The organism is Paraburkholderia mimosarum LMG 23256 = NBRC 106338, assembly GCF_000739815.1.
Lineage (GTDB): Bacteria > Pseudomonadota > Gammaproteobacteria > Burkholderiales > Burkholderiaceae > Paraburkholderia > Paraburkholderia mimosarum.
The window spans coordinates 152,024-176,893 of the sequence record NZ_BBJJ01000013.1 but is presented as its reverse complement, the minus strand read 5'-3'; the positions used below and the strand labels follow the sequence as shown (position 1 = coordinate 176,893).

20 protein-coding genes are annotated in these 24,870 nt (G+C 61.3%); 13 read left to right on the top strand and 7 right to left on the bottom strand.

Translation table 11 applies throughout. The annotated features are described in order from the left end of the window. Positions 1-18: 18 nt before the first annotated feature. The 5 genes from BMI01S_RS13010 to BMI01S_RS12990 all read right to left on the bottom strand — a co-directional run bounded on the left by BMI01S_RS13010 (position 19) and on the right by BMI01S_RS12990 (position 6,640). Positions 19-1,395 (bottom strand): L-serine ammonia-lyase, encoded by a 1,377-nt coding sequence (locus BMI01S_RS13010; RefSeq protein ID WP_028230873.1) that lies wholly within the window; start codon positions 1,393-1,395, stop codon positions 19-21. A gap of 7 nt (positions 1,396-1,402) precedes the next feature. Continuing rightward, positions 1,403-2,662 (bottom strand): serine hydroxymethyltransferase, encoded by a 1,260-nt coding sequence (gene glyA, locus BMI01S_RS13005; protein ID WP_028230872.1) that lies wholly within the window; start codon positions 2,660-2,662, stop codon positions 1,403-1,405. Positions 2,663-2,726: 64 nt separating this feature from the next. Next, complete coding sequence (locus tag BMI01S_RS13000; RefSeq protein WP_028230871.1) at positions 2,727-3,938, bottom strand: M24 family metallopeptidase; 1,212 nt, start codon at positions 3,936-3,938, stop codon at positions 2,727-2,729. A gap of 244 nt (positions 3,939-4,182) precedes the next feature. Then, a complete protein-coding gene (locus BMI01S_RS12995) occupies positions 4,183-5,148 on the bottom strand; it encodes a GlxA family transcriptional regulator (RefSeq protein ID WP_244145325.1) in 966 nt (321 codons plus the stop codon). A gap of 286 nt (positions 5,149-5,434) precedes the next feature. Then, entirely contained in the window at positions 5,435-6,640 is a 1,206-nt protein-coding gene (locus BMI01S_RS12990; protein ID WP_154671231.1) for a methyl-accepting chemotaxis protein, read from the bottom strand. Between the two features lie 353 nt (positions 6,641-6,993). Here BMI01S_RS12990 and BMI01S_RS12985 point away from each other — a divergent pair, with 353 nt between their 5' ends. Then, on the top strand, positions 6,994-8,340 hold the full coding sequence (locus BMI01S_RS12985) for an MFS transporter (RefSeq protein ID WP_028230868.1): 1,347 nt from the start codon (positions 6,994-6,996) through the stop codon (positions 8,338-8,340). Positions 8,341-8,928: 588 nt separating this feature from the next. On the opposite strand, the gene BMI01S_RS12980 is transcribed toward BMI01S_RS12985, so the two are convergent. Further along, positions 8,929-10,788 carry a sulfatase-like hydrolase/transferase gene (locus BMI01S_RS12980; protein WP_042289394.1) on the bottom strand — a complete coding sequence of 620 codons (1,860 nt, stop codon included), beginning with the start codon at positions 10,786-10,788 and terminating at the stop codon, positions 8,929-8,931. A gap of 138 nt (positions 10,789-10,926) precedes the next feature. On the opposite strand from BMI01S_RS12980, the gene BMI01S_RS12975 reads away from it, so the two are divergent. Next, positions 10,927-11,931, top strand: a complete 1,005-nt coding sequence (locus tag BMI01S_RS12975) for a LysR substrate-binding domain-containing protein (protein ID WP_042289391.1) — start codon at positions 10,927-10,929, stop codon at positions 11,929-11,931. 598 nt (positions 11,932-12,529) lie between these two features. On the opposite strand, the gene BMI01S_RS12965 is transcribed toward BMI01S_RS12975, so the two are convergent. Continuing rightward, positions 12,530-13,441: a LysR family transcriptional regulator gene (locus tag BMI01S_RS12965; protein ID WP_028230866.1), complete on the bottom strand. Its 912-nt coding sequence runs from the start codon at positions 13,439-13,441 to the stop codon at positions 12,530-12,532. 173 nt (positions 13,442-13,614) lie between these two features. Between BMI01S_RS12965 and BMI01S_RS12960 the strand changes: the two genes are divergently transcribed. From BMI01S_RS12960 to BMI01S_RS42955, 11 genes are all read left to right on the top strand, one after another. Continuing rightward, positions 13,615-14,286, top strand: a complete 672-nt coding sequence (locus BMI01S_RS12960) for an alpha/beta hydrolase (RefSeq protein ID WP_028230865.1) — start codon at positions 13,615-13,617, stop codon at positions 14,284-14,286. A 17-nt stretch (positions 14,287-14,303) separates the two neighbouring features. Then, positions 14,304-14,708 carry a DoxX family protein gene (locus BMI01S_RS12955; protein WP_028230864.1) on the top strand — a complete coding sequence of 135 codons (405 nt, stop codon included), beginning with the start codon at positions 14,304-14,306 and terminating at the stop codon, positions 14,706-14,708. A gap of 31 nt (positions 14,709-14,739) precedes the next feature. Continuing rightward, the gene (locus tag BMI01S_RS12950) at positions 14,740-15,798 is read left to right on the top strand and encodes an LLM class flavin-dependent oxidoreductase (RefSeq protein WP_028230863.1); all 1,059 of its coding nucleotides are present in this window, start codon (positions 14,740-14,742) and stop codon (positions 15,796-15,798) included. Between the two features lie 249 nt (positions 15,799-16,047). Beyond that, the gene (locus BMI01S_RS40760) at positions 16,048-16,317 is read left to right on the top strand and encodes a hypothetical protein (RefSeq protein ID WP_028230862.1); all 270 of its coding nucleotides are present in this window, start codon (positions 16,048-16,050) and stop codon (positions 16,315-16,317) included. Between the two features lie 429 nt (positions 16,318-16,746). Further along, entirely contained in the window at positions 16,747-17,781 is a 1,035-nt protein-coding gene (locus BMI01S_RS12940) for a methyl-accepting chemotaxis protein (RefSeq protein WP_028230861.1), read from the top strand. 487 nt (positions 17,782-18,268) lie between these two features. Beyond that, positions 18,269-19,120 (top strand): SPFH domain-containing protein, encoded by an 852-nt coding sequence (locus BMI01S_RS12935; protein WP_028230860.1) that lies wholly within the window; start codon positions 18,269-18,271, stop codon positions 19,118-19,120. A gap of 56 nt (positions 19,121-19,176) precedes the next feature. Then, the gene (locus tag BMI01S_RS12930) at positions 19,177-19,701 is read left to right on the top strand and encodes a hypothetical protein (protein ID WP_028230859.1); all 525 of its coding nucleotides are present in this window, start codon (positions 19,177-19,179) and stop codon (positions 19,699-19,701) included. A 272-nt stretch (positions 19,702-19,973) separates the two neighbouring features. Next, a complete protein-coding gene (locus tag BMI01S_RS42965; RefSeq protein ID WP_081901408.1) occupies positions 19,974-20,954 on the top strand; it encodes an endonuclease NucS domain-containing protein in 981 nt (326 codons plus the stop codon). 199 nt (positions 20,955-21,153) lie between these two features. After that, the gene (locus BMI01S_RS12920) at positions 21,154-21,621 is read left to right on the top strand and encodes a hypothetical protein (protein WP_154671230.1); all 468 of its coding nucleotides are present in this window, start codon (positions 21,154-21,156) and stop codon (positions 21,619-21,621) included. 1,817 nt (positions 21,622-23,438) lie between these two features. Then, positions 23,439-24,077, top strand: coding sequence for a hypothetical protein (locus BMI01S_RS42960; protein ID WP_244884650.1), 639 nt, complete (start codon positions 23,439-23,441; stop codon positions 24,075-24,077). Then, positions 23,977-24,681 carry an ATP-binding domain-containing protein gene (locus tag BMI01S_RS42955; protein ID WP_244145327.1) on the top strand — a complete coding sequence of 235 codons (705 nt, stop codon included), beginning with the start codon at positions 23,977-23,979 and terminating at the stop codon, positions 24,679-24,681. The genes BMI01S_RS42960 and BMI01S_RS42955 overlap by 101 nt, the downstream gene beginning before the upstream one ends. Positions 24,682-24,870: the final 189 nt, after the last annotated feature.

Genomic DNA, 24,870 nt, shown 5'->3' with positions numbered 1-24,870 from the left:
GGCTCATGTCTTCCTCCCTCAGCACTCGATCACGTTGACCGCAAGGCCTCCGCGCGAAGTTTCCTTGTATTTGGTTTTCATGTCGGCACCCGTTTCACGCATCGTCTTGATGACCTTGTCGAGCGAAACGTAATGCTTGCCGTTACCCCTGAGCGCCATCCGGGCTGCGTTGACGGCTTTCACGGCCCCCATGGCGTTGCGCTCGATGCACGGAATCTGCACGAGGCCGCCGACCGGATCACAAGTCATGCCGAGGTTGTGCTCCATGCCGATCTCGGCGGCGTTCTCGACCTGCTCAGGCGTACCACCCAGGACTGCCGCAAGCGCAGCAGCCGCCATCGAACACGCCACGCCCACTTCCCCCTGACACCCCACCTCGGCGCCCGATATCGACGCGTTCTCCTTATAGAGCAGACCGATCGCGGCGGCGGTCAGAAGAAACGTCACCGCGCCGTCATCGCCGGAGCCCGGCACGAATCTGGTGTAGTACTGGAGCACAGCCGGGATGATCCCCGCCGCGCCGTTGGTCGGTGCGGTAACGATGCGGCCCCCCGCTGCGTTTTCCTCGTTCACGGCCATGGCATAGAGGTTGATCCAGTCGATCATCGACAAGGGATCTCGCAGGCACTCTTCCGATTGCGCCTTCAACTGCTGGTAGACCGCTGAGGCGCGCCTGCGGACCTTCAGCGGACCGGGTAGTGTGCCCTCGATCGCGCACCCGCGTGCAATCGATGCCGCCATCACGTCGCGAATCGTCAGCAGGCCCGCGCGCACCGCTTCGGGCGTGCGCCACGTGGACTCATTCGCCAGCATCACGTCGGCGATCGACAGACCACTCTCCCCGCAGAGGCGCAAGAGATCCACGCCGGTCCGAAACGGATACGGCACGTCGTTCGTACCGGGCAGGCCATTGAGCCGCTCGCCGGCATCGTTGACGACGAAGCCGCCGCCCACCGAGTAGTACGCCTGCGTATCCAGCACCGATCCATTCGTATCGAGCGCCGTGAAGCGCATTCCATTCGGATGCAGCGGGAGGACCTCGCGCCGCAGAAAAGCTATCTGCGTCTTTTCATCGAAGGCGATCCGGCGCTCGCCCACCAGATCCAGTTCCTTCGTGGCGCGTATGGCGGCGACGCGCTGTTCCGCATAGTCGGGATCAATCGTATCGGGCAGATTCCCCTCGAGGCCGAGCAGCACCGCCTTGTCAGTGCCATGCCCCTTTCCGGTTGCACCAAGCGAACCGAACAGTTCAATGCGCATCGAGCACAGGCGGGCGAGCAGGGAACGATCGCGCAAACGTCCGGCAAACCTGCATGCGGCGATCATGGGCCCTACTGTGTGCGAGCTGGAGGGACCAATTCCAATCTTGAACAGATCGAATGCGCTCACGTTCATGGCATCCTCACAGATCCCGGTAGACCGGGTAGCGGGCGCACAGCTGCGCGACTTCGTCGCGCACGCGGGCTTCGACCTGCGCATCCCCCAGATGGTCGAGCACGTCACAAATCAGCCTTGCGGTCAAAGCGGCATCGCTTTCCTCGAAGCCGCGGGTGGTGATCGCCGGCGTGCCGATGCGAATGCCGCTCGTGACGAACGGCGATTGTGGATCGTTGGGTACGGCGTTCTTGTTCACCGTGATATGAACCCGGTCGAGGGCAGCGTCCGCGTCCTTTCCGGTTATGCCTTTCCTGACGAGACTCACGAGGAACAGATGGTCGTCCGTGCCGCCCGAGACGACGTCGTAGCCGCGCGCAGTGAAAACCTCCACCATGGCGCGCGCGTTGGCGAGCGTGCGTTGCTGGTACGCCCTGAATTCCGGGCTCTGTGCCTCCCTGAACGCGACCGCCTTGGCGGCGATCACGTGCATCAACGGGCCGCCCTGCGTGCCCGGGAACACCATCGCGTTCAGCTTCCTTTCGATTTCCGCGTTCGCGCGACCGAGAATCATGCCGCCGCGGGGGCCCCGCAACGTCTTGTGCGTCGTCGTGGTCACGACATCGGCGAACGGCACCGGGTTCGGATACAGACCCGCGGCGACAAGCCCCGCCACATGCGCCATATCCACGAAGAGCCACGCCCCCACCTTGTCTGCAATGCTCCTGAACGTCGCAAAATCCATGATGCGTGAGTAGGCGGAGAAGCCCGCCACGATCATGCGCGGACGATGCTCGATCGCGAGACGTTCGACCTCTTCGTAATCAATGAGACCGGTCTTCGCGTCCACCCCGTATTGCACCGCGTTGAAGATCTTCCCCGAGAAGGAAACCTTCGCGCCATGCGTGAGATGTCCGCCATGCGCGAGACTCATTCCCAGAATCGTATCGCCGGGCGAGAGCAAGGCGAGGTACACGGCCGCATTGGCCTGCGATCCGCTATGCGGCTGCACGTTCGCGAAGTCAGCCCCGAACAGCGCTTTGGCGCGTGCAATTGCCAGCTGCTCGACCACATCGACGTGCTCACAACCGCCGTAGTAGCGTTTGCCGGGATAGCCCTCGGCATACTTGTTGGTGAGGACGGAGCCTTGCGCCTCGAGCACGCGCGGGCTCGCATAGTTCTCGGATGCAATCAGTTCGATATGCGCTTCCTGACGCGCGCGCTCGAGACGCATTGCCTCGGCGAGATCCGGATCAAATCCGGCAATCGTTTGTTCCCTCGAAAACACGGTCGTGTCTCCTCCACAGCGAAAGAAGTACCCGCGGCATGCGCCGCGGGGCAGCGATAACCGGTCAGCCTTTGATGATGTTGTGCTGCGGACCGTATGGGAAAGCCGTGATGTTGGTGGCGCCCTTTTCACCGACCACGAGGATGTCGTGCTCGCGATAGCCGCCAGCGCCGGGCTGGCCCTCGGGCAGCATGATCATCGGCTCCATCGAAACGACCATGTTGGGCTCAAGCACCGTGTCGATGTCTTCGCGCAGTTCGAGCCCTGCCTCGCGGCCGTAGTAGTGCGACAGCACGCCGAACGAGTGGCCATAGCCGAATGTGCGGTATTGCAACAGCCCGTATTCGGCGTAAATCTTGTTGAGCTCGAGCGCGATATCGCAGCAACGGGCACCCGGCTTGATCAGCTTCAGGCCAGCCTCGTGCACTTCCACATTGACCTTCCATAGGCGCAAATGCTCGTCGGGGCAATGGTCGAAGAACATCGTGCGTTCCAGCGCCGTGTAGTAGCCTGCGATCATCGAGAAGCAGTTCAGGCTGAGGATGTCGCCCTTTTGCACCTTTCTCGTCGTGACTGGATTGTGAGCGCCATCCGTATTGATGCCCGACTGGAACCACGTCCACGTGTCCATCAGTTCCGAATCAGGAAAGCGGCGCGCGATTTCGCGCACCATCGCCTGCGTGGAAGCGAGCGCAACCTCATGCTCGGGCGCGCCCTCGTGGACAGCGGCGGCGAGCGCTGCGCCACCGATATCGCATACGTTCGCGCCATGCTTGATCAACGCGATCTCTTCGTCGGATTTGATCATGCGCATGCGCATCGTCTGGGCGCTGACGTCGACGAACTCGACTGACGGCAGCGCAGCTTTCAGCTTCGACATCACTTCGAGCGGCACGTGATCGAACTCGATGCCAACGCGCCCCTTGTTGTCGATCTCGCCCTGCACGGCGCGGAAGAAGTTATCGCGCTGCCAGTCGGTGTAGACCACGTTGTAGTCGCCGACCGTGCGACGCCACGGCTGACCACCGTCGATATTGGCAGAGATAGAGACGACCTTCGACGGCGTGACGACGAGACCGTACTTTCTACCGAATGAGCAGTAGAGAAAGTCCGAGTAATAGTTGATGTTGTGGTACGACGTGAAAAGCACGGCGTCGATGTTCTCGCGCGCCATCAGCTCGCGCAGTTTGCGCTGACGGGTGGCGTACTCCTCATCGGAAAAGGTGTGCTTCACCTTCTCGCCATTCTCGATTCGAATCAGGTTCTCCATCTTCATGAGCTCGCTCCAGGGTGAAAAAAGCGTGGTGGGTATGAGCAGATGGTAGAAGTTTGAGAGTTTTTAGATTTTCCGAAATGGACAATGTAATCCCTGATTTGGCCAAATCGGGTTAACCATGAAGTCCATCGCCTGTTTGTTTTGTACGTGCGAGCACACTGCCCAACGGCACACGCGCTGACGGTGACTCGGTTAATGCGCGAGCGGCGCTGGGCGGGTGTGTGCCCGGCCGGGCCAGGAGGAACTACAGCGCGTTCTGATAGCGACGCCTGTCGGCGATTGGCGAGATCTGGAATTGCGCCTTGTAGCGCGTGGAGAAGTGGGTTGTGGATGTGAAACCGGTGCGCACGGCGACTTCTTCGAGCGAGGTTGCCGTGCGATACAGGAGCTGCCGGGCCCGCAAGAGCCGAATCTCGAGGTATGCCTCCGCCGGCGATTTACCAAGCCGTTCGTCGAACCATCGCTGCAGCTGCCTTTGCGAGACCCCGAGGTGAGACGCAATCTCCGGTACGGCAAGCGGCTCTTCGACGTTGCTTTCCATGAGTTGCAATGCCTCGTCCAGCTTGGCATGCTCCGCGCCGATATATTGGCGCAAAGACGTCTGCTGACGATATTCGCGGCTGCGCGGCTCGGCAACCAGCAATTCGAGAACACGCGCCGCCAGTGCCTGGCTACCGGGCGGGTTCGCAAGCAGATGCACCATCAGATCGAGCGGCGCAACACCGCCGCTGCAGGTATAGCGATTCCGGTCGATCTCGAACAGCCGAGTGGAAACAGTCAGCTTAGGGAACTGCTCCGTGAGCACATCCTGATCTTCCCAGTGAATCGTGCAGCGATATCCGTTCAGCAATCCGGCACGCGCCAGGAAGTAGCTCCCGGTGTCGAGGCCGCCCAGTGCGGCGCCCTTCCCCGCCTGCCGACGCAACCAGTCGAGAACTGCGCCAATCCCCTTTTTCGGAATGGGGTTGGGCCCAACGACGAACACCACATCGAAAGCCTCGCTGTCCGCCATCGAGACGTCAGGCACCACCCGGATTCCGTCACTCGATGAAACGAAGTCGCAGCCCGGACCGATCAGGCGATAGTCGTACACACGCCGCCCGACGATCATATTGGCAATGCGAAGAGGGTCGATGGCTGAACCCAGTGCAATCAGGGAAAAGTTTTCGACCAAGAGGAAGCCATAGCGCATGACCCGCAGATCGTGCATGCCGTCACGTACCTTGGTGGGCGCAGACAGTCTGGATAGTGTCGTTGACATCGGAAGATCGGTTTAACCGCAAGCATGACCACGGTAGTGCTTCGGCGAGTATAGGGGAAATTCATCTCGCGCTCCTATCACGAGTGACGGCAGCACATCACAACTGAGAACGGGTTGGGGCCAATAGTCCGCAATGGGGCTACCAGGCCGGAATCGCCCGACAGCGGTGCAGCAAGGCGAATCGGAATCTGCATTGGCTAAACGGCTCGCAGCGCCGTGATGCACTGAGCCAAGGTTACGTCGATATGGCCGTTCGCAGCGTAAATTGATCTACCGTTGCCCGCAAGCCCTTTGCCTGCTCTCGCAGCGCCTCGGATGCGGCAGCAATTTGCTCCACGAGCGCCGCATTCTGCTGCGTGACGCCCTCCATTTGCGAAACCGCCTGGCTGATTTCGCCCAGACTCCGACTTTGTTCTTCCGTGGCGCAGGCAATTTCATCCACGAGACTGGACACTTTTGCAATCGCTCGATGGACTTCGTCCATCGAGTCTTTGACATCTGCCGCGCGGCTCAGGCTCATTTCCACTGTCGAGGAAGACGTTGCGATCAACAATTTGATTTCCCGGGCAGCGGCAGAGGTGCGCTGTGCGAGGCTTCGCACTTCGCCGGCCACCACAGCAAACCCTCGACCTTGCTCACCGGCGCGCGCTGCTTCGACAGCGGCATTCAACGCCAGAATATTCGTCTGGAACGCCACGCCTTCGATGAGCCCGTTTATCTCCGCGATCCTTTTGGAATTCTCACTCACGTCGCCGATGGTGCTGACCATTTCAGACACCGCTACGCTGCTTCGCTGTGCAAACTGAACCGCCGATCTGGCTGCGTGATTGGCTTGTTGCGCGCTGCTGGCATTGCCCCTGACCGTATCCGAGAGTTGCAGCATGCTGGAGGCGGTTTCCTCCAGTGACGCGGCTTGCTGCTCGGTGCGCGAGGAGAGGTCGAGATTCCCGGAGGCGATCTCGCCGGTTGCGGTCGCGACGCCCTGCGCCGATGCGGAAACAGCGATGATCGCCGACTCGATGCGCGAGAGCATGCGGTCAAACTCGACTGCCGCGAGTCCGAATTCATCCATGCGTGGACTCGCCGCCCGCCGCGATATATCCAGCGTGTCCGCCAGTTCAGCGAACTTCGCTCGCATGCGAAGCAGGCCGCCGTGGACCACCCTCGTAAAGGTGAGCATTCCGAGGAGCGACGCGAGAAATAGCAGGAAAGCAGCAACGGCTGCAACTATCAGCGCAATTGTCCGAGCTTCGGTCGTGCGCTCGATGAGAGCGGTGATGGCAACGCTCAAAACAGCCAGTGTGGTTGTCATGCATCCGCCGAAGTAAAGCAGAATGCGATGGCGAACCGTGAACGCATTCGCACGTTGCTGTAGCCGGTTCGGCTGGTGATTGAGCATGCCTTCGTGAGAGATCTTCATGTGCTTCTTCTTTTCGATCATCGATATAAAATGATGCCGTTACCCGATAGGACGCGATGATTCGGCGTATTAGCTTGCACGTACATCGTCTCGTTGACAACACAACTTGATACCAGGGTTTACACGCCGCGTACTTTTGGCAATCGACCACCCCTCCAAAAATCATGCCGTAAAGGTATGGATCGATACCTTTTAGGTGTTGGACAAGGCGAATTGCGGCGATCTATGCTTGGATGGATTCGTAGCAAGCTAATAGTCAATATGTTTGGCGCTTTTTTCTCAATGAAGAATGGATCGCCGCGTTGTAGATAGCCGAATTTTAAAAAAACAATTGCCACGCTTCTGCAGGAAACGTGGGCTTTGGAGACATCGTCATGATTCCCCCTTCTATTCGGTCCATTCCGGTGTTGATCGACAGAGAACGGCTCGGTGCGTTCCAATGCCGTGTGCTCGCAATCTGCGTGCTGATTGCGCTGCTCGATGGTTTCGATACACAGGCCATCGCCTTTACCGGGCCAGCGATTCTCGCTGCGTTCAAACTCCCCGCCGGCGCGCTGGCACCCATCCTGACCGCCGGGATCATCGGCATGACCGTTGGCGCGATGACGCTGGGTCTCGTCGGCGACCGCATAGGCCGCCGGCCCGCGATCATGATCGGCCTTGCGCTTTTTGGCTGCGCGACGCTGGCCACTTCCTGGGCGAGTCATCCCCAACAGATCCTGGTGTTGCGCTTCATTGCCGGATTGGGCATGGGCGGCTGCACACCGGTGCTGCTCGCTCTCGCCGCCGAGTACGGTCCGGTACGACTGCGCGGCGCGATCATGACCGGCGTGTTGCTCGGCCTGCCCGCGGGAGCCATGCTCGGAGGCTTGCTCGCCGCACGGATGCTGCCTGTCATTGGGTGGCAGGGCATCTTTGTCGTAGGCGGTGGTGTGCCGCTGGCCGTGCTCGTACTCGCGGCGCTTCTGCTGCCCGAGTCGCTCTACTATCGGGCGTCGCAGGGCGATGCGCGCGGGCAGCAATACGTGCACAAGACGCTCTCGAAGATCGTGACACAGCCGTTGCCACCCGATGTGCGCTTCACCGTGCCAGAAGAAGCCGTTGAGAAGGCAAGCGTCGGTGCGCTGTTCCGGGACGGCTATGGAGGCAAAACGCTCGCAATCTGGACCGTTTATCTGCTCAACTGGGTCGCGTGGTTCATGCTTCTCTCATGGTTGCCCACCGTACTCAAGTCTGCCGGTCTGCCGGCGGCACAGGCACCGCTCGGCACTGTGATCGTCAATGCCGTGTTCATCATTTGTGCGATTCCGCTCTCGTTTCTCTTGCCTCGCATGAACACACGCACTCTGCTTGGCGCGATGTTCGCTTCTGGCATCGTCATTGCGCTCGGCCTGAGTCATGCCGGCGCGAACTGGGCACTTTTCTTCGCTCTCGCGGGGGCAGCGGGTTTTGGCATCGGCGGGCAGCAGATTGCGCTGAACTACCTGATCGCGGGCGCGTACCCGACGGCTTTGCGTGCCACGGCAACGGGGTGGGCAATCGGTATGGGACGTGCGGGTGCGATCGCGGGATCTGCGATCGGCGGCACGTTTCTGTCGTGGGGAGGGCCTTCCGGCTTTTTTCTCGCACTGGCGGTTCCGCTCGCGGGGGCTGCGCTTGCTGTGTTCAGCCTGCGTCTGGATACGGCAAAGGCGGATATCGCCCTGTCGGCCAACCACTGACTTTCACTGAGGCTCGATTCGAGCGCCAAGTGTGACATGCCGATGTTTTTGAACATCCCCATGTTGAGCGTCCTCCCGCACGCACCGACGCTTGCAACGCTGGCGCAAGGGGCCACGGTCACACGTGGTCCATGGCGACTTCCCACATGATTGACCGTCGTGCCGCCGTCGAACACGCTCTATGAAGGCATGACCGGTCAAGCAGCATTCAATTTGTGACGCGTGACCGGGCGAGTACAGCAACTGCACGATCCGCGTCGAAATCGGGATTTACGTAAATGCCCACCGCCCTTCTAATTCGGGGCAATGCGCATGTTGCCAGTGAGGCGAAACAAAAAAGGCGAAATCGTTCCAACGGCAGTACCGTGGTCGTTGCAATTGTGAATGGCCACGCGCGTGCTGGTGACAGCACGCGCCTGCACGACGATCCGAAGGGCTGCTCCACGAAATGAGGCGAGTTGACAGTCAATCCTCTAGGACTGTGCAATACGGTCACAGCGACGCCACTTTCGCCGCGCCGTGGTTGAAGCGGTGATAGATGCATGGACTCTGCGCACCACGATTAGATCCGCGAATCTCCCGGCCGCCCTAGATCGACTCCCGCAGTTGCAACTGTACCTTGCCATCGCGAATCGGCATCACGTCAGGACTGTCTTCGCCCACTTCGCGATCCATCGTCTCATTGAGCTTGTCATTCAACGAGAGAAGCAATTCGCCGTTTCGCTTGCGATCGACCGCAAGGTTGTACATTTCGCCTGGATCGTTAGCAAGGTCGTAGACCTCGACGTCGTTCTTCGCGAACAGCGCTTCGAGCGAGGTAGGTCGATTGAACTCGAGAGGCGAGAAATAGCGGCTGAAACGATAACGGCCATCGAACACGCTGCGGATTGTGCCGCGCAGGCGGAAGTCTGGCTGCTGCGCAAGCGCGCGGCGGCGGATTTCCTCCTCCGGCACGCCTTTTTCGTGCAACGTCTTGAACTCCTTGATCATCCACTCGCTGTCGTAGTAGAGCAGCATCGCATAGTTGAAAAGCGCCGTCGGCCGGACTGTGTCGACTCGCGCTCGCTCAGGCCTGGCGAGCAGTTGCGTGAGATTGTGCCCCTTCAGCGCGTTGCCGCCAATCGTCTGTAGACGTGCTGCATCGAGACCAGTGAGACCGAGCAGCGTCGGCGCCATATCGACGTGCGAAGTCAACGCATTGCAGCGCTTGCCGCCCGGGTAGGCGGGATGCCGGATCACAAGCGGTACGTGATTCTGCTGCGCATAGGTAGTCGCGCCCTTGTCGACAAGCTGGTGCGCACCGGCATGATCGCCGTGGTCGGCCGTCATGACGACGATCGTCTTTTCGTCGAGGCCGAGCGACTGCAGCGTCTGCATGAGCCGCACAACGTGCGTATCGCAATCGCGGATGCAGTTGAAATAATTGTTTTGATAGACGCGGACCCGCTCGTCCGTAAACGGAAAGCGCCCGACCAGATGCACATGCGCATTGTTGTACATGCCATGCGCGGGCGGCCGGCCGGGCTCGTCATAGGGCTGACGGCGCGAAGCGGCCAGGGGCACGTTATTCCAGCCCTGCTGATACAGATGGTCTTCGGGCGGCGCTGCGTTGCCGATGATCATCGTGTTGGCGCGCTGCAATTCCGACCCAGGGGGATCGGTATTGACGAACATCACATCATGAGGATTGACGAGGTTGACCGCAAGAAACCACGGCTTGCCATCCTTCGCGAGTTGCGGTGCGCGCGTGCGCATCCAGCTCACCGCCGATTCGGTCGTGATGCCGTCGTAGTTGTACCCACCGCGCACTTCCCCGATCAGGTCGCCTACACCGAAATAGTCGTCGAAACCGTATTCCTTGATCTTCTGGTGATACTCCGAAACCGGAGCGCTGTACGGACTGTTCGTTTCGTGCAGGCTACCGCTCAGATGCCATTTTCCGAGGTACGCGGCGTAGTAGCCGGCGTCGTGCATCATATGGCCAATCGTGCGGATGTCCGTCGACATGTCGGTCTGCCACGGCACCCCTGCGTTATCGAGCACACCGGTGTGCTGGGTATGCTGGCCCGTATAGATCGTCGAGCGCGACGGCGAACACACGCAGGACGCGATCTGATGTCGCGTGAATGTAATGCCGTCGCGACGCAGCCCTTCGCGGCCAGGCACCGGGAACGGCCATGTGTCGAAGTAGCGTTCCTGATCGGTCAGGATGAACAGGATGTTGTAGCCGGACGGCGCGCTTTCCGGTGCGACACGAGCTGCGTGCGTCGCATCTCGAGCGTTCGGGGTTCGGCCCGCGCTTTCCGGCTGCTGCGTTGCGGTCTCCGCGGCCCGCGCGATGCCTGTCGCCGCGATGGCGCTCGCGCCCGCCACTTTGAGGAAGTGCCGCCGGCCGTCGTTCGCGGGCAGCTCTGGGTGCTTGCCATCCGCTTTCGTTCGATCGTTCATACCATTTCTCCACATTTTTTGTCCGCTATCTGCAGCCGCTCATCCGGATAGCTGATTCATTGTGAAGCAATATGCGGTACGATTCGATGAAAGATAGATACCGATCAATAACCTCACGGTAATGGATCGAACCTCCCCATGGCTGCCACGAAAAGACCCTCCGTATTGCTCCCTGCCGTGGTGCCGCCGGGCGCGGACCACAGCCGCATCGAACATTTGCCGCAGGTGTTGCGCAAGCTGCGCATACGCGATCTGGAGACGCTCGACTGGCTCGGGCGTTACCGCAGCTTCGCGCGGACGGCCGAGGAAGCGTCCATCACGCAGCCAGCGCTATCGAAATGGCTGCGTGAACTGGAGGACACGCTGGACCTGCCGCTCTTCGAGCGCACGTCGCGGCGGGTTGCGCCGACCGCGTATGGCGAGGCGATGCTCGAGTGCGTCGCGCGCATCCTCACCGATCTGCGCACCGTCCAGCCAGCGTTCGACGCATTGAAGCGCGGCACGAGCCTGCCCCTGAAGATCGGCATGCTGCCGTACATCTCCATGCGCCTGCTGCCAGGCGTGATCGAACATCTCGCGAGACACGCACCCACACAGCAGATCAACTTCTCAGAGAACACCCTCGACTATCTGCTGCCGCTGATGCAGCGTCGCGAACTCGACATGATCGTGTGCCGCCTTGAATCGCCCGCGCTGACCTCGGGCTTCACTGTCACCGAGCTTTATAGTGACGAAATACTGGTGGTCGCGCCCAGGAGTCATCCTTTGCATCGGCGAAGTCGCATCACGTGGCGCGACGCAGCCGCCTGGCCGTGGATCATGCCATCGATGGGCTCGCCAATGCGAACCGCGCTCGAAGTCGAGTTCGCGACAGCGGGTGTTGCTGCGCCGCATGTGTTGATGGAATCGACGTCACACCTGACCAATTGCGCCGTGGCGCGGCGCGTGCCATGCCTGTTCGTATCGACCCGGTTGCGGCGCGGCGAAACGGATTTGAATGGCGAACTGCGGCAATTGCCGTTGAAGGTGTCGACGGCGGTGCAGCGCGTCGGCGCGTTGACGGCTGAACCTCAAAGCACGGCGGTTTCGTTGGTGCTTGCCGCGCTGAGAGCGGCGAGCACGGAGTCGCTGCCGCTGCCGTAGGGACGAGCTGGTCTGCTGTTGAGGGATGCGACTAAAAAACCCGGGAAGCCAGTGAGAAACAGGGCATCGCCTTCCTGGCGGCGAAACAGGAGCCGTCCTGGGATGCAAAGTTTGAGGAACCGATCGAGTCGCGCTGCGGGCGAGGTCACTTCCTTGTGCACATATGGATATTGTTTTGCTGGACCGTCGGTGAACGTCGCCGGGCCTTTAGTGCCGAGCGGAGTTCCGTGTCGGGCTCACCTCACAGGTCGAGCAGCACGTATGGATTATTGTCGCGTGGCTGTCCACAATAGACCGTGAAGGTCGGCGCCGGGGCGTAGGATCAGCTCGGAAAATCTGGCGCTGCTAGTTACGCTTTTTTAGATCGGCCATTCGATCTGTCTTCGGCCTTCTGCGCCTCAGGCGGCTCGTCGCGTCCGCTCCATGCAAATCACTGCTGCGGGCGCGCACCTGGTGCATTTCCGCAGCACAGGACGCCGGCAATACCCGAGAGCGGATGACGCGCGCCAGCCCAGTCAGGCTTGTCGAAGAGCCTGCCTCCTGCTTGCCGATCTCCAGTTTGGTGAGCCACGCAGCACTGAGTCGTGTCATATACATCTCACGCTTCGGGACGGAAGTCCCACGGCGGTACGCGAAACGCGTCCAACAGGAAATCGATGAGGCAACGCACTTTTAGCGGCAACTGCTTCCGGCTTGGATAAACCGCGTAGATTCCGAGTTCAATCGAACGATATTCCGGCATCAACCGGATCAGACGTCCTGCCTTCACGTCCTCGCCGATCATGAAGTCCGGCTGCAGGATGACGCCGCCATCGCGCAGCGCGATGGCGCGGCAAGTGTCGCCATTGTTCGAATACACGCGTGCTTCCGTGTGCACCAGCACCTTGCCGTCCGGCCCATGAAAGTGCCACTCGTCGCGGCCGGACAGATGCGTGTAGGCAAGCACACGGTGCGCGGCCAGGTCGCGCGGATGGCGAGGCACTTCATGGCGCGAGAGGTAGCCGGGCGAGGCGCACACGACCATCGCGGTCGAAGCCAGCTTGCGGCACACCATTGACGAATCCGGCAGCGTACTGATCCTCACGGCCAGATCGTAGCCTTCGTCGACGAGATCGACGACGCGGTCGTTCAGCGTGATGTCGAGGTCGATCTGTGGCCAGGCGGCCATGAAGTCGCCCCACAACGGGGCAAGATGCGACACGCCAAAGCTGAGCGGGACATTGACCCGCACCAGCCCGCTGGGTACCTGCGTGCGTGAACTCACCTCGGCTTCCGCGTTGTCCATCGCTTCGAGGATTTCGCGCGCCCGCTGGTAGAAAAGGCGCCCCTCTTCCGTTAAGGATAGACGGCGCGTCGTCCGGTGCAGGAGCCGTACGCCGATGCGCTGCTCGAGCGCATCGACATAGCGCGACACGGCCGCCTTCGACATGCGCAACGTATCGACTGCGCCAATGAAGCTGCCCGCGTCGACGACTGCGACGAATACCGCCATTTCCTGACTTCGATCCATTCAGGGTCCTGCCTATTGTCTCGCTTGCCGGGATTATAAATCCACACAACCCAAGTTTATCTCCATTGCGACGATCAATAGAATCGGCCCATCTCATCTCGGTGCAAGTCATGCGGCTCACTGTGATCGCGCCGGCCTGATTGCGAAGTCACGCCATCGGAACCCTTCTACTCATGGACATCCTGCACAACGACCTCCCCTCAGGCCTCTCGTTCCGTCTGCGGCCTGCGACGGGCCAGGCGGCGGCCCGCCTCTTCCTGCTTCACGGCGTGGGCGGGAACGAAACGAACCTGATGCCGCTCGGGCAAGCGCTCGACCCTCGCTTCGAACTCGTCTTCGTGCGCGGACCGCTCGCGCTCGGCCCGGCACAGCACGCCTGGTTCCATGTCCGCTTCACCGCGCAGGGCCCCGTAATCAACGCCGAGCAGGCGAATGAGAGCCGCACGCGTCTGCGCGAACTGGTGCGCTCGCTGGCGTGCGACGACGCTCCCATGGCCCTGCCTGCCGTGATGGCCGGCTTCAGCCAGGGCGGCATCCTCAGCGCGAGCGTCGCGTTGTCCGCGCCCGAGGACGTGTCGCGCTTCGCAATCCTGAGCGGGCGCATTCTGCCCGAGATCGAGCCACATCTCGCGTCCCCGGACAGGCTCGCGCAGGTTTCTGCGTTCATCGCGCACGGCCAGCACGACGACAAACTGCCCGTGAGCTTCGCCTCTCATGCCGATAACTGGCTCACCCGCCTCGGCGTCGTGCACGACACCCGCCTGTACCCGGTCGGCCATACACTCAGCGCCGACATCGCAAGCGACTTCTCGCGCTGGATTAAGCAACAGATCAATCTCGACTAACCCAACCGGAGCACACCATGACCGATACCCGCACCGCCCCGTATGCCGCTCTCCTGCTGCGCCTCGCGCTCGGCCTCATGTTCGTCGCGCACGGCCTGACCAAGCTGCTCATCTTCACGCCGGCCGGCACCGCGAAATTTTTCGAGTCCGTGGGCTTTGCCGGCTGGTTCGCCTGGCCCATCATCGCCTTCGAAATTGTTGGCGGTGTGCTGTTACTGACGGGCGTGTACGCGCGTGCCATTGCCGCGCTTGCCGCAATCGAGCTGTTCATGGCCTCGACGGTCCACTTCGGCAACGGGTGGATGTTCACCAGCGCGAACGGCGGCTGGGAGTACCCGGTTTTCCTCGCGGTCGCCGCGGCTGTCCTGGCGTTGCTCGGCGACGGCGCCTTCGCGCTCAAGCCGACGCTGCGCAACGCCTGAGGCGTGACGCGCCTTGCCCGGGACTGATGCCATGGAATTCGGTGTTTACACGTTCGGCGATCTCGCGACCGGGACATCCTGCGCCGCTGGCGCGCAACGGCGCATCGAGGCCATCATCGCGGCCGCGAGAGTCGCCGATGAAGCCGGCATCGACGTGTTCGGCGTCGGTGAGCACCACCGCGCGGACTTTGCCGTTTCGTCGCCGTCCGTCGTATTGGGTGCGATTGCCGCCGTGACGCGTCGCATTCGGTTGACGAGCGCGGTCAGCATCCTCAGCTCCGAGGATCCCGTTCGCCTCTATCAGCAGTTCTCGACGCTCGATCTGATCTCGGGCGGACGCGCGGAGCTGCTTGTCGGGCGAGGCGCGTACGTCGAATCGTTTCCGTTGTTCGGCTATGCGCTCGCGGATTACGAATCGCTGTTCGAGGAAAAGCTTGCTTTGCTGACGGCAATCAACGAACAAGCGCGCGTCACGTGGTCGGGACGTCATCGCGCGGCCATCGCCGACGCCGCCATCATGCCGAGGCCGGTGCGCGGGCGTCTTCCAGTCTGGCTGGCCGCGGGCGGCACGCCGTCGAGCGCCATTCGCGCCGGCCGCGCCGGTCTGCCGCTAAACCTCGCCAACATCAGCGGGTCGCCAGAGCAGTTCGTGCCCTTCATCGATCTGTATCGCCAGACTGGCCTCGCCGCGGGGCATCCGGCCGGGCAGCTGCACGTGGCCATTTCCGGTCATTTCCACGTGCAGCGCGATGGCGCCCGGGCGCGCGACGACTTCTTTCCTCACTATCGCCGCTACATCGCGAACAACCTGCCGCGCGGCCACCTTGAAATGCCGCGTCGCGAATTCGAATCGCTGGCTTCGCCTCGTGGTGCGCTGTTCGTCGGCAGCGTCAATGAGATCGTCGACAAGATTCTTTTCGAACACGAGCTATTCGGGCACCAGCGCTACATGGCCCAGATGGATATCGGCGGCCTGCCATTCGAAAAGGTCCGGCTATCGATCGAGCTGTTCGCCACCGAGGTCATACCTGCGGTGCGCCGCGCGATCACGCGAGGTCCGGTTCGGGAATCATCATCCTCGTCGCTCTAGCGTTGCGCTCTCGCTGAAGGAATTTTCTCCACGCGCTGCGAACTGCGCAGACGTGTTTCGGGGGAGGCCCTTGTGGGCCTCGCCCGCTCTTTATGAGGCCTCGCTGCCATTCGGGGCAATCGGCTGGGTTCTCGCGCGGGCAAAGTGCACCCGCTGCAATGGCGCGGGAAGTGTCACGATGCGCCGGCGGGTCACCGCCTCACCGGTGTTGTACTTTCCGTGTGGCCATGTACGCGTCGAACGGCCTGAATGCAGCCGACTGAGTTGCTGGCGCAACCCGACCAGTTCGTGCTGGTCACCTTTGTGCTCCTGGCGCAACATCTCGCCCAGCAGGGCCGTCGCACGCGATGGCGGCTGATCGCGCTACACGCGAGCCTCGCGAAGCCGGGCCGCGAGGGCTGGCTTGACCACCAGCAGCCACGCGGGGAGCCACGCCTATTCGTCGACCTCCCCGGTACCCAGAAAATCGGCATCGAAGCGCCGCCGTTACCCAACCGTGATCACTTTGCCTCAGAGTAGTTTTGCCCAGCGACCATGCATGTGGACCTTACCGGTTCCAGTTCTCCACATATATCGAAGGGCAATATGTGCTTGCTGTCTAGCGCTATCTCCCGCTGACTCTCCGCAACCGAGAATTTGCGCATGTTGCTTTGGGAGAAAACTGAACCACCAAGTGTTTCAGGTACCGGCGATCGGGTTTCGGGCGGATGTGTCGTACACGGCGCGCGTTACGCCGAGTATCTCGGCTGACGCACCGGAGAATGCTTTGCGTCGCTAGCTCCTGCGCCCCGTGCTAGTGCGTAAATGCACTCAAACGAATGCCAGACGTCGGTGATCGCCCCGTAGCCGCGAAGACAACGTTTGCCCACGTGACGTCTGCCATTGAAGGCGACAGGCCCAAAGCTTGCATAACATGGAGCAAGAACCACGCTCCCCTGGAACCATCACATGTCGAATCCGCAAGCAATCGTCGACCTCACTCATGAAGTCAAACGCCTCGCCACGAGCAAGATCAGCGATATCAACGACATCAACCGCGAGACCACATTCCTCGCTCTGAACGCGCTCATCGAGGCGGCGCGCGCGGGCAACGCGGGCAAAGGCTTCGCGGTTGTCGCAAACCAGGTCAAGCAAGTTTCCAGGCGCATCTCGGAAATCACCACAGATCTGAACAAGGATCTCGCCGGTTCGCTGTCCACGCTTACGCAACTCGGCGATAGCATGATCGAGCGCCTGCGTTCGCACGACGGTCAACGTTGCGCAGATCTCGCGCTTAACATGATTGATGTCATCGACCGCAACCTCTATGAGCGCTCGTGCGATGTGCGCTGGTGGGCCACAGATTCGGCCGTCGTGGATTGTCTGGCCAATCATGATACGTCTTCTGCGAAGCATGCCAGCGAGCGGCTTTCGGTAATCCTTGATAGCTATACGGTCTACCGTGACATATGGATAGTCGATGAACACGGTGTCGTCGTCGCGAACGGGCGGCCAGCATTGTATGCCGCGCGCGGCGAGAACGTGGCAGGTGCGGATTGGTTCAGGAACGCGATGAAAACGCGGTCAGGTGCGGACTACGTCGCATGCGACGTCGAGGCCCTCGTCTTGATGCACAACGCCCAGGTGGCAACCTATTCGACCGCTGTTCGCGAGGGTGGCCTGGCGAACGGTCGCGCGCTGGGCGCAATCGTGATTTTCTTCGACTGGGCGCCGCAAGCCGGCGCTGTTGTAAAAGGCGTCCGTCTGAGCGAAGAGGAATGGACCCGCTCGCGCTGCATGATCGTCGATTCGAACTTTCGAGTGATAGCCGCCTCAGACGGTAAGGGTATCCTGACCGAACGCTTGCACCTGCAGGTCGACGGCAGGCAGGCAGGCTACTATCGGGCTTCAGACGGTACGATCGTGTCATTCGCGGCGACGCCCGGCTACGAGACATATCGTGGGTTGGGCTGGTATGGCGTCATCTGCCAGAAATCAGCATAAGGTCACGCGCGCAGGGGTTGGGTCTGTTCGCGAACAGTCAACCACCTGAGCTGAGCTCAAGTTTTCCACGAGGACCGGCGTACAAAGCAGCTGTCAAGATAATCCTTCTTATCGTAATGGGCGACGCGTGCATACGTTCAAGAAATGAATCTTTCTTGCGGCCAAATTATTCTGGAGTACGACGTATATCTTGGGTTGTCCGAGCATTGGCACCGGAATCTCAGTTTAGCGACTGTATGACTGAGTCAGCGCGACTGCCCTCGCCCGTAAGCCTGCGGCAACTCCCGGCCAGGAACGGGAGGTCGACACGGGGGGTGAGATTGGTCACAAGACAGGCCAACATCGTGTTTGCGTACGTGCGGTAGCACACCAGGCTGCACCGACGTTCGAGAGAACATTGCCTGGCGGCTTGCCGATCCTCTGTGAGGCGAGGCAGCAATGGCCGCCGGCCAATGCGTGGGCAAGAGATAACCCGGGAGCAAAAAGTATGGCATTTGGGCAAGGCAACGGCCTGCAGCGGCAGGTCATCAGCACCCTGGACAACCAGGGGCGCGACGTCATGGGGCTCGATACGCTCGCATGGAAATATCCGGACAGCAGCATCGTGTCGGGCTCGCTCCTGACGGTGGAGTCGAACCACTTCTGCGTGCTCAAGAGCCGCGGGGCAGTGCTCGACGTCTACGAGACCGGGCAGCATCAGATCATCACGCCCGACAAGCCAATCCTGGGCAACATCGTGCAAGGTTTCTTCGGCGGCAACTCGCCATGGCAGTACGAAGCGATCTATGTCCAGCGCAGCAAGTTGCTCGCTCAGAACAAGGGCATCGCGACGTCGAAGGAAATGGCGATCATGGAGTACACGGTCGACTACTACGTTCATGTCGACACGAAGGACGACGCCGTGAAGCTCATCACGCACATGCCCTTCGCCGGTGAGCGTATCCCGATGGCAGAACTGACGGCCTATGCCGGCCCGGTGATCGAGCAGGCGATCAACCAGATTGTCCAGGTCACGCCGATGGAGCAGATCAACGAGCGCATCCACGACATCATCGAACTCGCGAAGGGGCATCTGAGCGAATTCCTCGACATCTACGGCGTTCATCTGAACGACGTGAAGGTGCTGATCATGCCGCAGGACGCACGCATGCGTGAGCTCATCTCGCTGCGCGCGTTTGGGATGAGCGAACTCGAGGCGGTGCGCATGTATTTGGCGCTGAAGATGGCCGACATGGGTCTTGTGTCGGCGCCGAACGCCGCTGCGGGCACGCCGTTCCAGATCGGCAGCAGCACGCTCGGGACGTTCGACGTCGGCGCGACCGCCGGTCTGCCGAAGTAAGTTTGCCACTGCGGCGGGTCATTACCCCGCTCGCCGCATCCGTAATCGGTTAAACCATGTCCACAACACCAAACCCCATTGATAACGCCGGCGCGCTCAAGGCGCTGGTCGTCAATCTCTACACCGGCTGGGGCTACAACGCCTATCGGCAGGAAAACAGGGACCGCGCTGACGACCAGATCATCCGCAACGGCGTGTGCGGACTGCTTGGCGAGGCCCGCGCGGCACTCACCGAACGCATCTCTGTTATCCGTCGCACGATCCCGGCGCCGAGCCGTCAGGAACCGTTTCCCGGCTCGGAGCAACGCGAGCAGATCGCGATCATCGACCAGGCCGGCCGCAACATGGAAGTAGTTGAAACGCTGATCCGGCACCTCCCCGTCCCCGAGAACGACATGACGTGGCTGCGTCACCGGTCCGAAAGCGACTTCCTTCCCCGGCTGATCGCCGCCGACGAGGCTATGGCCAGTGGGGCATTGCAGGTGCGTGAGCTTGCTCGCAATGGCATGGACGTGGCTTCGATCACCGAACGACTGGGAAACCTACGCGCCGCAATCGAGGCCCGTCGCGAGATCTTGTAAGCCTCGCGTCGAACGCTACAGAAATTCGGGCATCCGCATATCGCGTTCGATTTCATCTGGACCGATGGCAATGCACACCGTGAGATTTCCATGGCCGTGGACGGCGTCGCAGATCGGCCGTGGAACGCAGTACGGCCACGTCGCGTGGTCCACCCTGGGTCCACGACAGACATTCCGTTGTCGGCATCGGCCCAGTTACCAGTCTCTCGCGTACCGTTGCTGGCCGCCATTGTCGCAACACGGATTCGCTGGCATAGCAAAGGAGAACGGCGATGGCAACCGGTAACGATGAGGTTGTAACGGGCGAAGACCCGGGTCAGTCGGAGCGTAAGACAGGATGGCAACTGGCCTACGATGCGGTCTGCAAGCTTGGCAGACCCGCGACGGCCAGAGAAGTCACAGAACTCATCCTGCAGGAATTCCCGGACTACAAGGTTTCCAACGTCGCGCCGGACTTGGGGGCGATCACCGTCAACCACCTTGCGCGGGGCCATTACCAGCCTAACGTTGTGCCAAGGCGAACTGACAGCGGCCACCGCTACGATCTTCTTTACAAGCGCAAAGTGCACGGAAGCGATCAGGTGACGTATGAGCGGTATATTCCCGACCTTCACGGGGTCTGGGAAATCTATATTGATCCTGATGCCACAACGAAGTCCAAGGTGCGCGTGCGGCCATCTTCGAGCGGAGCGCTCGCCGGAGTGAATTGCGAAGCGGGCCAGCCGACTGAGCTGGTCGGCGAAACGACAACGGACGCCGACGCGGCCACCGCGACCGACGAGGACTTGGAGTTAATGGCTGAGACGGTCTTCCACCTTGAACGCCAGCTCCAGGAGTTCATCGCGAGCAACCTGAGTGCCATCCGGGTCAACGGAAAGCGGCTGCGCCTCTATACCGACGATACGTCGTCGGGTCTGGAATATCCGACGGGAAGCGGCCGCCGCATCGACATTCTCGCGGTTGACGAGGACGGTAATTTTGTCGTCTTCGAGCTGAAACGTGGCGAAGCGCCCGACAAGGCGATTGGGCAGCTTACAAATTACATGGGCTGGGTGTCGCTCAACCTCGCACGCCAAAAGTCCGTCACCGGCGTGATCGTTGCGCGCTCGATCAACGCGAGATTGCGCGAGGCGATCATCGCGGTGCCGAACGTCTCGCTCTTCGAGTATCGCCTCCGATTCGACCTCAATGCCGTGCCGGCTGCCGTCGCCGATTCGCTTTTGCCGGGACCAGACAACACGCGCGGGCATTGATTATTCAGCGAGCGCCTCTCGACCACGCCACCGAATTCGCTTGAGAGCGCAACGATCTCGCCTTCGCGACGCCGGCCGACGGTGCGAGCGGCGGCTGTCCTTCGGAAGTGGTCCTTGTCGTGGCCCGACTCACGGGCGGCGGCTCTGCATGATTGCCAAGCCGCACGTAGGGCGCACTGGCCAAAGGGGGGTAGCGGGCATGAGCAGACAGATTATCGGACATCACCGGGCGAAGATCGTGAGGAATGTTCTAGCCCATCTTGTTGCTGCAGCTGTCGCCCCACTGATTATTCCGTTCACGAGCGGATGGCTGTTCTTCCTGCTGCATGAGTGGTTTTATCCTTCGGTGTGGGGCCTGCCGCCGCTTCAGTCACTCATCGGCGTCTCGATCAACAGCACGGCCGTTGGTTATTTCTTCACGTGGCTTTACGGGCTGCCGCTGGCAGTCATTCTTCAGCGGGTGAACCGGTACCGAATCATCTATCTATTGGTTGCGAGTTCACTGCCAGCGCTGACTCTTCCCTTCTGGCAGACGGAATGGACAATTTCCGTTCTCCCCGTGTGGATTGCCGGAGCTTCGACCGCGTATATCTTCTGGCTTTTGACGCGCCGTAAAGCCCGACGAGATCCTCCATCTGACACCCTCACTTCACGGGCTCACGGCTGAGCCGGCCGGCGAAGGTCCGCCCTTGCAAATCCTGCTGGGGGTCGTCAATCGTCTTTGGCTTGAATTGTCATCAGTCATCTGCCGGCTCCCGTCTCTGCGGACGGCGGCAAAAAGAGTGAAGCCCGATCGATAACGCCGTCTTGCCTTGTGGGCAACACGGGTAAAGACAAAAAAATGTGGCCGATCCCACGCCCGGATTACTAAGGATGACGATCTATATCTGCAATATGTGGCTCCCCTCCACCAGATCAGCGAGGCTGACGTCGTACGTCGGCGCCCCGGCTTGCCAACGTTTCCGATGCGGTCCCCGCCGGTGGCAAGTCCCCGGTGGGATTGTGGGACTGGAGCCGGCGGAGGGTACAGGCGCCAGTGGTAGACACTCGCGACGCTCGCCCCGCCGCGGGGCGTCAAGGCGCCGGAGGGATACGACGTCGGCTGCGCCGGCCGTGCCGCGGGCGCGGATGCCTGAAGACGGGGTTTGGCGCCCACCGCTGTGTTTGGGGGCGAAACCACGGCAGACCGTTAGTCGCGTTTCTCGGTCGGACGAACACCTCCGAAGATGGCGGACGGAGGTTTGACAGTTGGCCCGGTAATGTTAAAAATCGCACCCGGTGACGGGTGCCCGGCAGTTGGCATGTCGCTGGCGGACGCTCACATTACGCGGTCACCATTTCATTAGTATTCCTCTTGTAATGCGTTGATTGCATATATCACCGCTTCGCTTATGACGAGTCGCACTTCTTCAACTCGCGAGCCAACGGGTCGGGGCGACGCTCACCATGCACCCCGCATCGGCGCAGTTCCCCTGCAAGCCGATCGCCCAAAACCCTCTAGGGTCTTTGGGGTTGCGGCATCGTAAGGGGTCCCTTCGAAGTCAGCCCAGAACGCTGAATGTGCCATCGTTAATGGCGAATGTGCCGCGGCCAGGGGTAGAAAAGAGGAGAAAAACGGCCGGCTCTGTCGCCCGCAAAACCTTGCGGGGCAAGGCTCCGGTTGAATTGTGCCATCGCCAGGGGCCGCCTTTGAAGGCGGTCCGGGACCCTGAATGTGCCATCTTTAATGGCGATTGTGCTGCGGCCAGGTGTAGAAAAGAGGAGGAAAACGGCCGGCTCTGTCGCCCGCAAACCCTTGCCGGGCAAGGCTCCGGTTGAATTGTGCCATCGCCAGGGGCCGCCTTCGCCGCCGGTCCGGGACCCTGAATGTGCCATCGTCAATGGCGAATATGCCGGTAGGAAGAGGAAGAAAATGGCCGGCTCTGTCGCCTGCAAACCCTTGCCGGGCAGGGCTCCGGTTGAATTGCGCCATCGCGAGGCCGCCTTCGCCGCCGGTCCGGGACCCTGAATGTGCCATCGTCAATGGCGAATGTGCCGCGGCCAAGAGTAGGAAAGAGGAGGAATATGGCCGGCTCTGTCCGCAAACCCTTGCCGAGCAGGACTCCAGTTGAATTGTGCCATCGCCAGGGGCCGTCTTCGAAGGCGGCCTGGGCCCTGAATGTGCCATCGTTAACGGCGAATGGGCGAATGTGCCGCGGCCAAGGCAGAAGAGAGGAGGACAGCGGCCGGTGCTGTCGCCGGCAAATCTTGGCGGGGCAAGCCTTCTCGGGAATTGTGCTATCGATAATGGCGCATGTGCCACGACTTGGATCTCAAGACGCGCAATTCGGAGTGCCGTCGCGATACCTCGTTCCTTGTCAACAGTTGTGTGGCCGGCGCGCCATTTCGATGGGTCTGGTTGCGTCACGCATGTACCTCGCGTTCAACCGGGAAATCGCGGCAAATGCAGCCCGGCGTTTCTCGCCTCACGTCGACTCGCGGACGATGCATTCGCTGGCGTGGGCCAGCGTGAGTCCTTCGCTGAGAAGCCGGGTGAGCCTTCAGGGCGAGCCGCCGCATGAACTGGCGGCGCGTTACGGGCTTGGCCCGCTGGAAGTGCGCACGGTGACGGGCAAGGCCGTCGAGCTTGCGCCTTTCGAGATCGGGCGGATGATTGCCGACGGGCGGGACAGGTTCTGCCGGTCCGCGGATATCCAGCCGGCAACCCGGCATATTGTTGTCGATGAAAAGATCGACGAAGCGGTGGCCGCGCAACTGCGCACGTATCTGCTGCCTTACATCGGACACCTGTGGGAAGAGGGTGCGGCAGCGCGCGCCGTGGGCGCCATTTCGCCGGATGTGCTCCTGAAACTCTGGGCGCTCTCGGAGCCACGCATCGAAGCCGACTACCTACTTTTCGACGAGGTGCAGGACAGTGACGGGGTGATGCTTTCGGTCCTTGGCCAGCAGCGCCACGCGCAGATCATCTACGTGGGCGACCCTTACCAAGCAGATCTACGAACGGCGGGGCGCGGTCAATGCGATGGCGCAGATCGACGCGCCCGAGTGCGCGCTTACGGAATCGTTCCGCTGTGGCGCCACGTTCGCGGCGCTCGCCAGCCGCCTGCTTGCACTGCTCGGTGAGCGCACGTCCATCCGGGGACAGGAAGCCATCGGCTCGATCATGGTGGAAGATTCCGCGCTGGCACCGCCGGTCGACGCGATCCTGTGCCGGAAGAACGTCACGGCGATCTGGCAGTTCGCTGCAGGACGCGAGGCGGGACATCGACCGGCGATCCGGATGAGTCCGGCCGAGATCCTCGCCTACGCTGACGGCGCAGACCGGCTGCTGGCCGGCCAGCGCGCGTTCCGCCCGGCGGCGTTTTCGCTGTTCGAGACCTGGAGCGACGCACAGGCGTTCGCGCGCAGCGCATTTGGTCAGGACCTGCTGCCGGTCGTGCGGATCGTCGACGAGCTGGGTACCGGCTATCTGCGGGCGCTGGCGCAGCGCTCGGCGACGGAAGACGCGGCTGTCTATGTGATCTCAACCGTCCACCGTGCCAAGGGACTCGAATGGAAGCGGGTCAGGGTGGCCAGCGATTTCCGCCTGCGCGGTGCCGATGGCGGCCCGATGCCGGACGACGATGAACTCCGGCTCCTTTATGTGGCCGTGACCCGGGCACAGCATGTCCTCGATATCTCGGCGTTGCGCGACGAGCTGCTGCGGCTTTTCAATCTTCGGCCCTAGAACGCGCCGGCCCGTCACGGTGAAAATTGTTGCGGGGGCCCTGCATCGGGCTGATCGGGTTGGCACGGTCGAACGGACGCCGCGTTTGTCGCTCGCCCGCTGCGCCACGCTGCCGGGAACCGCCAAAGAAAACGCCCACGTTGTTCACGCAGGCGTTTCCGTGGCCCCGCTACCGCGCCCCACTGAACG

Bases quoted from the DNA above. Each gene is read 5' to 3' on its own strand.
- BMI01S_RS13010 (WP_028230873.1), bottom strand. From the start codon at position 1,395: ATGAACGTGAGCGCATTCGATCTGTTCAAGATTGGAATTGGTCCCTCC.
- BMI01S_RS13000 (WP_028230871.1), bottom strand. From the start codon at position 3,938: ATGAAGATGGAGAACCTGATTCGAATCGAGAATGGCGAGAAGGTGAAG.
- BMI01S_RS12995 (WP_244145325.1), bottom strand. From the start codon at position 5,148: ATGCACGATCTGCGGGTCATGCGCTATGGCTTCCTCTTGGTCGAAAAC.
- BMI01S_RS12990 (WP_154671231.1), bottom strand. From the start codon at position 6,640: ATGATCGAAAAGAAGAAGCACATGAAGATCTCTCACGAAGGCATGCTC.
- BMI01S_RS12985 (WP_028230868.1), top strand. From the start codon at position 6,994: ATGATTCCCCCTTCTATTCGGTCCATTCCGGTGTTGATCGACAGAGAA.
- BMI01S_RS12980 (WP_042289394.1), bottom strand. From the start codon at position 10,788: ATGAACGATCGAACGAAAGCGGATGGCAAGCACCCAGAGCTGCCCGCG.
- BMI01S_RS12975 (WP_042289391.1), top strand. From the start codon at position 10,927: ATGGCTGCCACGAAAAGACCCTCCGTATTGCTCCCTGCCGTGGTGCCG.
- BMI01S_RS12965 (WP_028230866.1), bottom strand. From the start codon at position 13,441: ATGGATCGAAGTCAGGAAATGGCGGTATTCGTCGCAGTCGTCGACGCG.
- BMI01S_RS12960 (WP_028230865.1), top strand. From the start codon at position 13,615: ATGGACATCCTGCACAACGACCTCCCCTCAGGCCTCTCGTTCCGTCTG.
- BMI01S_RS12955 (WP_028230864.1), top strand. From the start codon at position 14,304: ATGACCGATACCCGCACCGCCCCGTATGCCGCTCTCCTGCTGCGCCTC.
- BMI01S_RS12950 (WP_028230863.1), top strand. From the start codon at position 14,740: ATGGAATTCGGTGTTTACACGTTCGGCGATCTCGCGACCGGGACATCC.
- BMI01S_RS40760 (WP_028230862.1), top strand. From the start codon at position 16,048: ATGCAGCCGACTGAGTTGCTGGCGCAACCCGACCAGTTCGTGCTGGTC.
- BMI01S_RS12940 (WP_028230861.1), top strand. From the start codon at position 16,747: ATGTCGAATCCGCAAGCAATCGTCGACCTCACTCATGAAGTCAAACGC.
- BMI01S_RS12935 (WP_028230860.1), top strand. From the start codon at position 18,269: ATGGCATTTGGGCAAGGCAACGGCCTGCAGCGGCAGGTCATCAGCACC.
- BMI01S_RS12930 (WP_028230859.1), top strand. From the start codon at position 19,177: ATGTCCACAACACCAAACCCCATTGATAACGCCGGCGCGCTCAAGGCG.
- BMI01S_RS42965 (WP_081901408.1), top strand. From the start codon at position 19,974: ATGGCAACCGGTAACGATGAGGTTGTAACGGGCGAAGACCCGGGTCAG.
- BMI01S_RS12920 (WP_154671230.1), top strand. From the start codon at position 21,154: ATGAGCAGACAGATTATCGGACATCACCGGGCGAAGATCGTGAGGAAT.
- BMI01S_RS42960 (WP_244884650.1), top strand. From the start codon at position 23,439: ATGCATTCGCTGGCGTGGGCCAGCGTGAGTCCTTCGCTGAGAAGCCGG.
- BMI01S_RS42955 (WP_244145327.1), top strand. From the start codon at position 23,977: ATGGCGCAGATCGACGCGCCCGAGTGCGCGCTTACGGAATCGTTCCGC.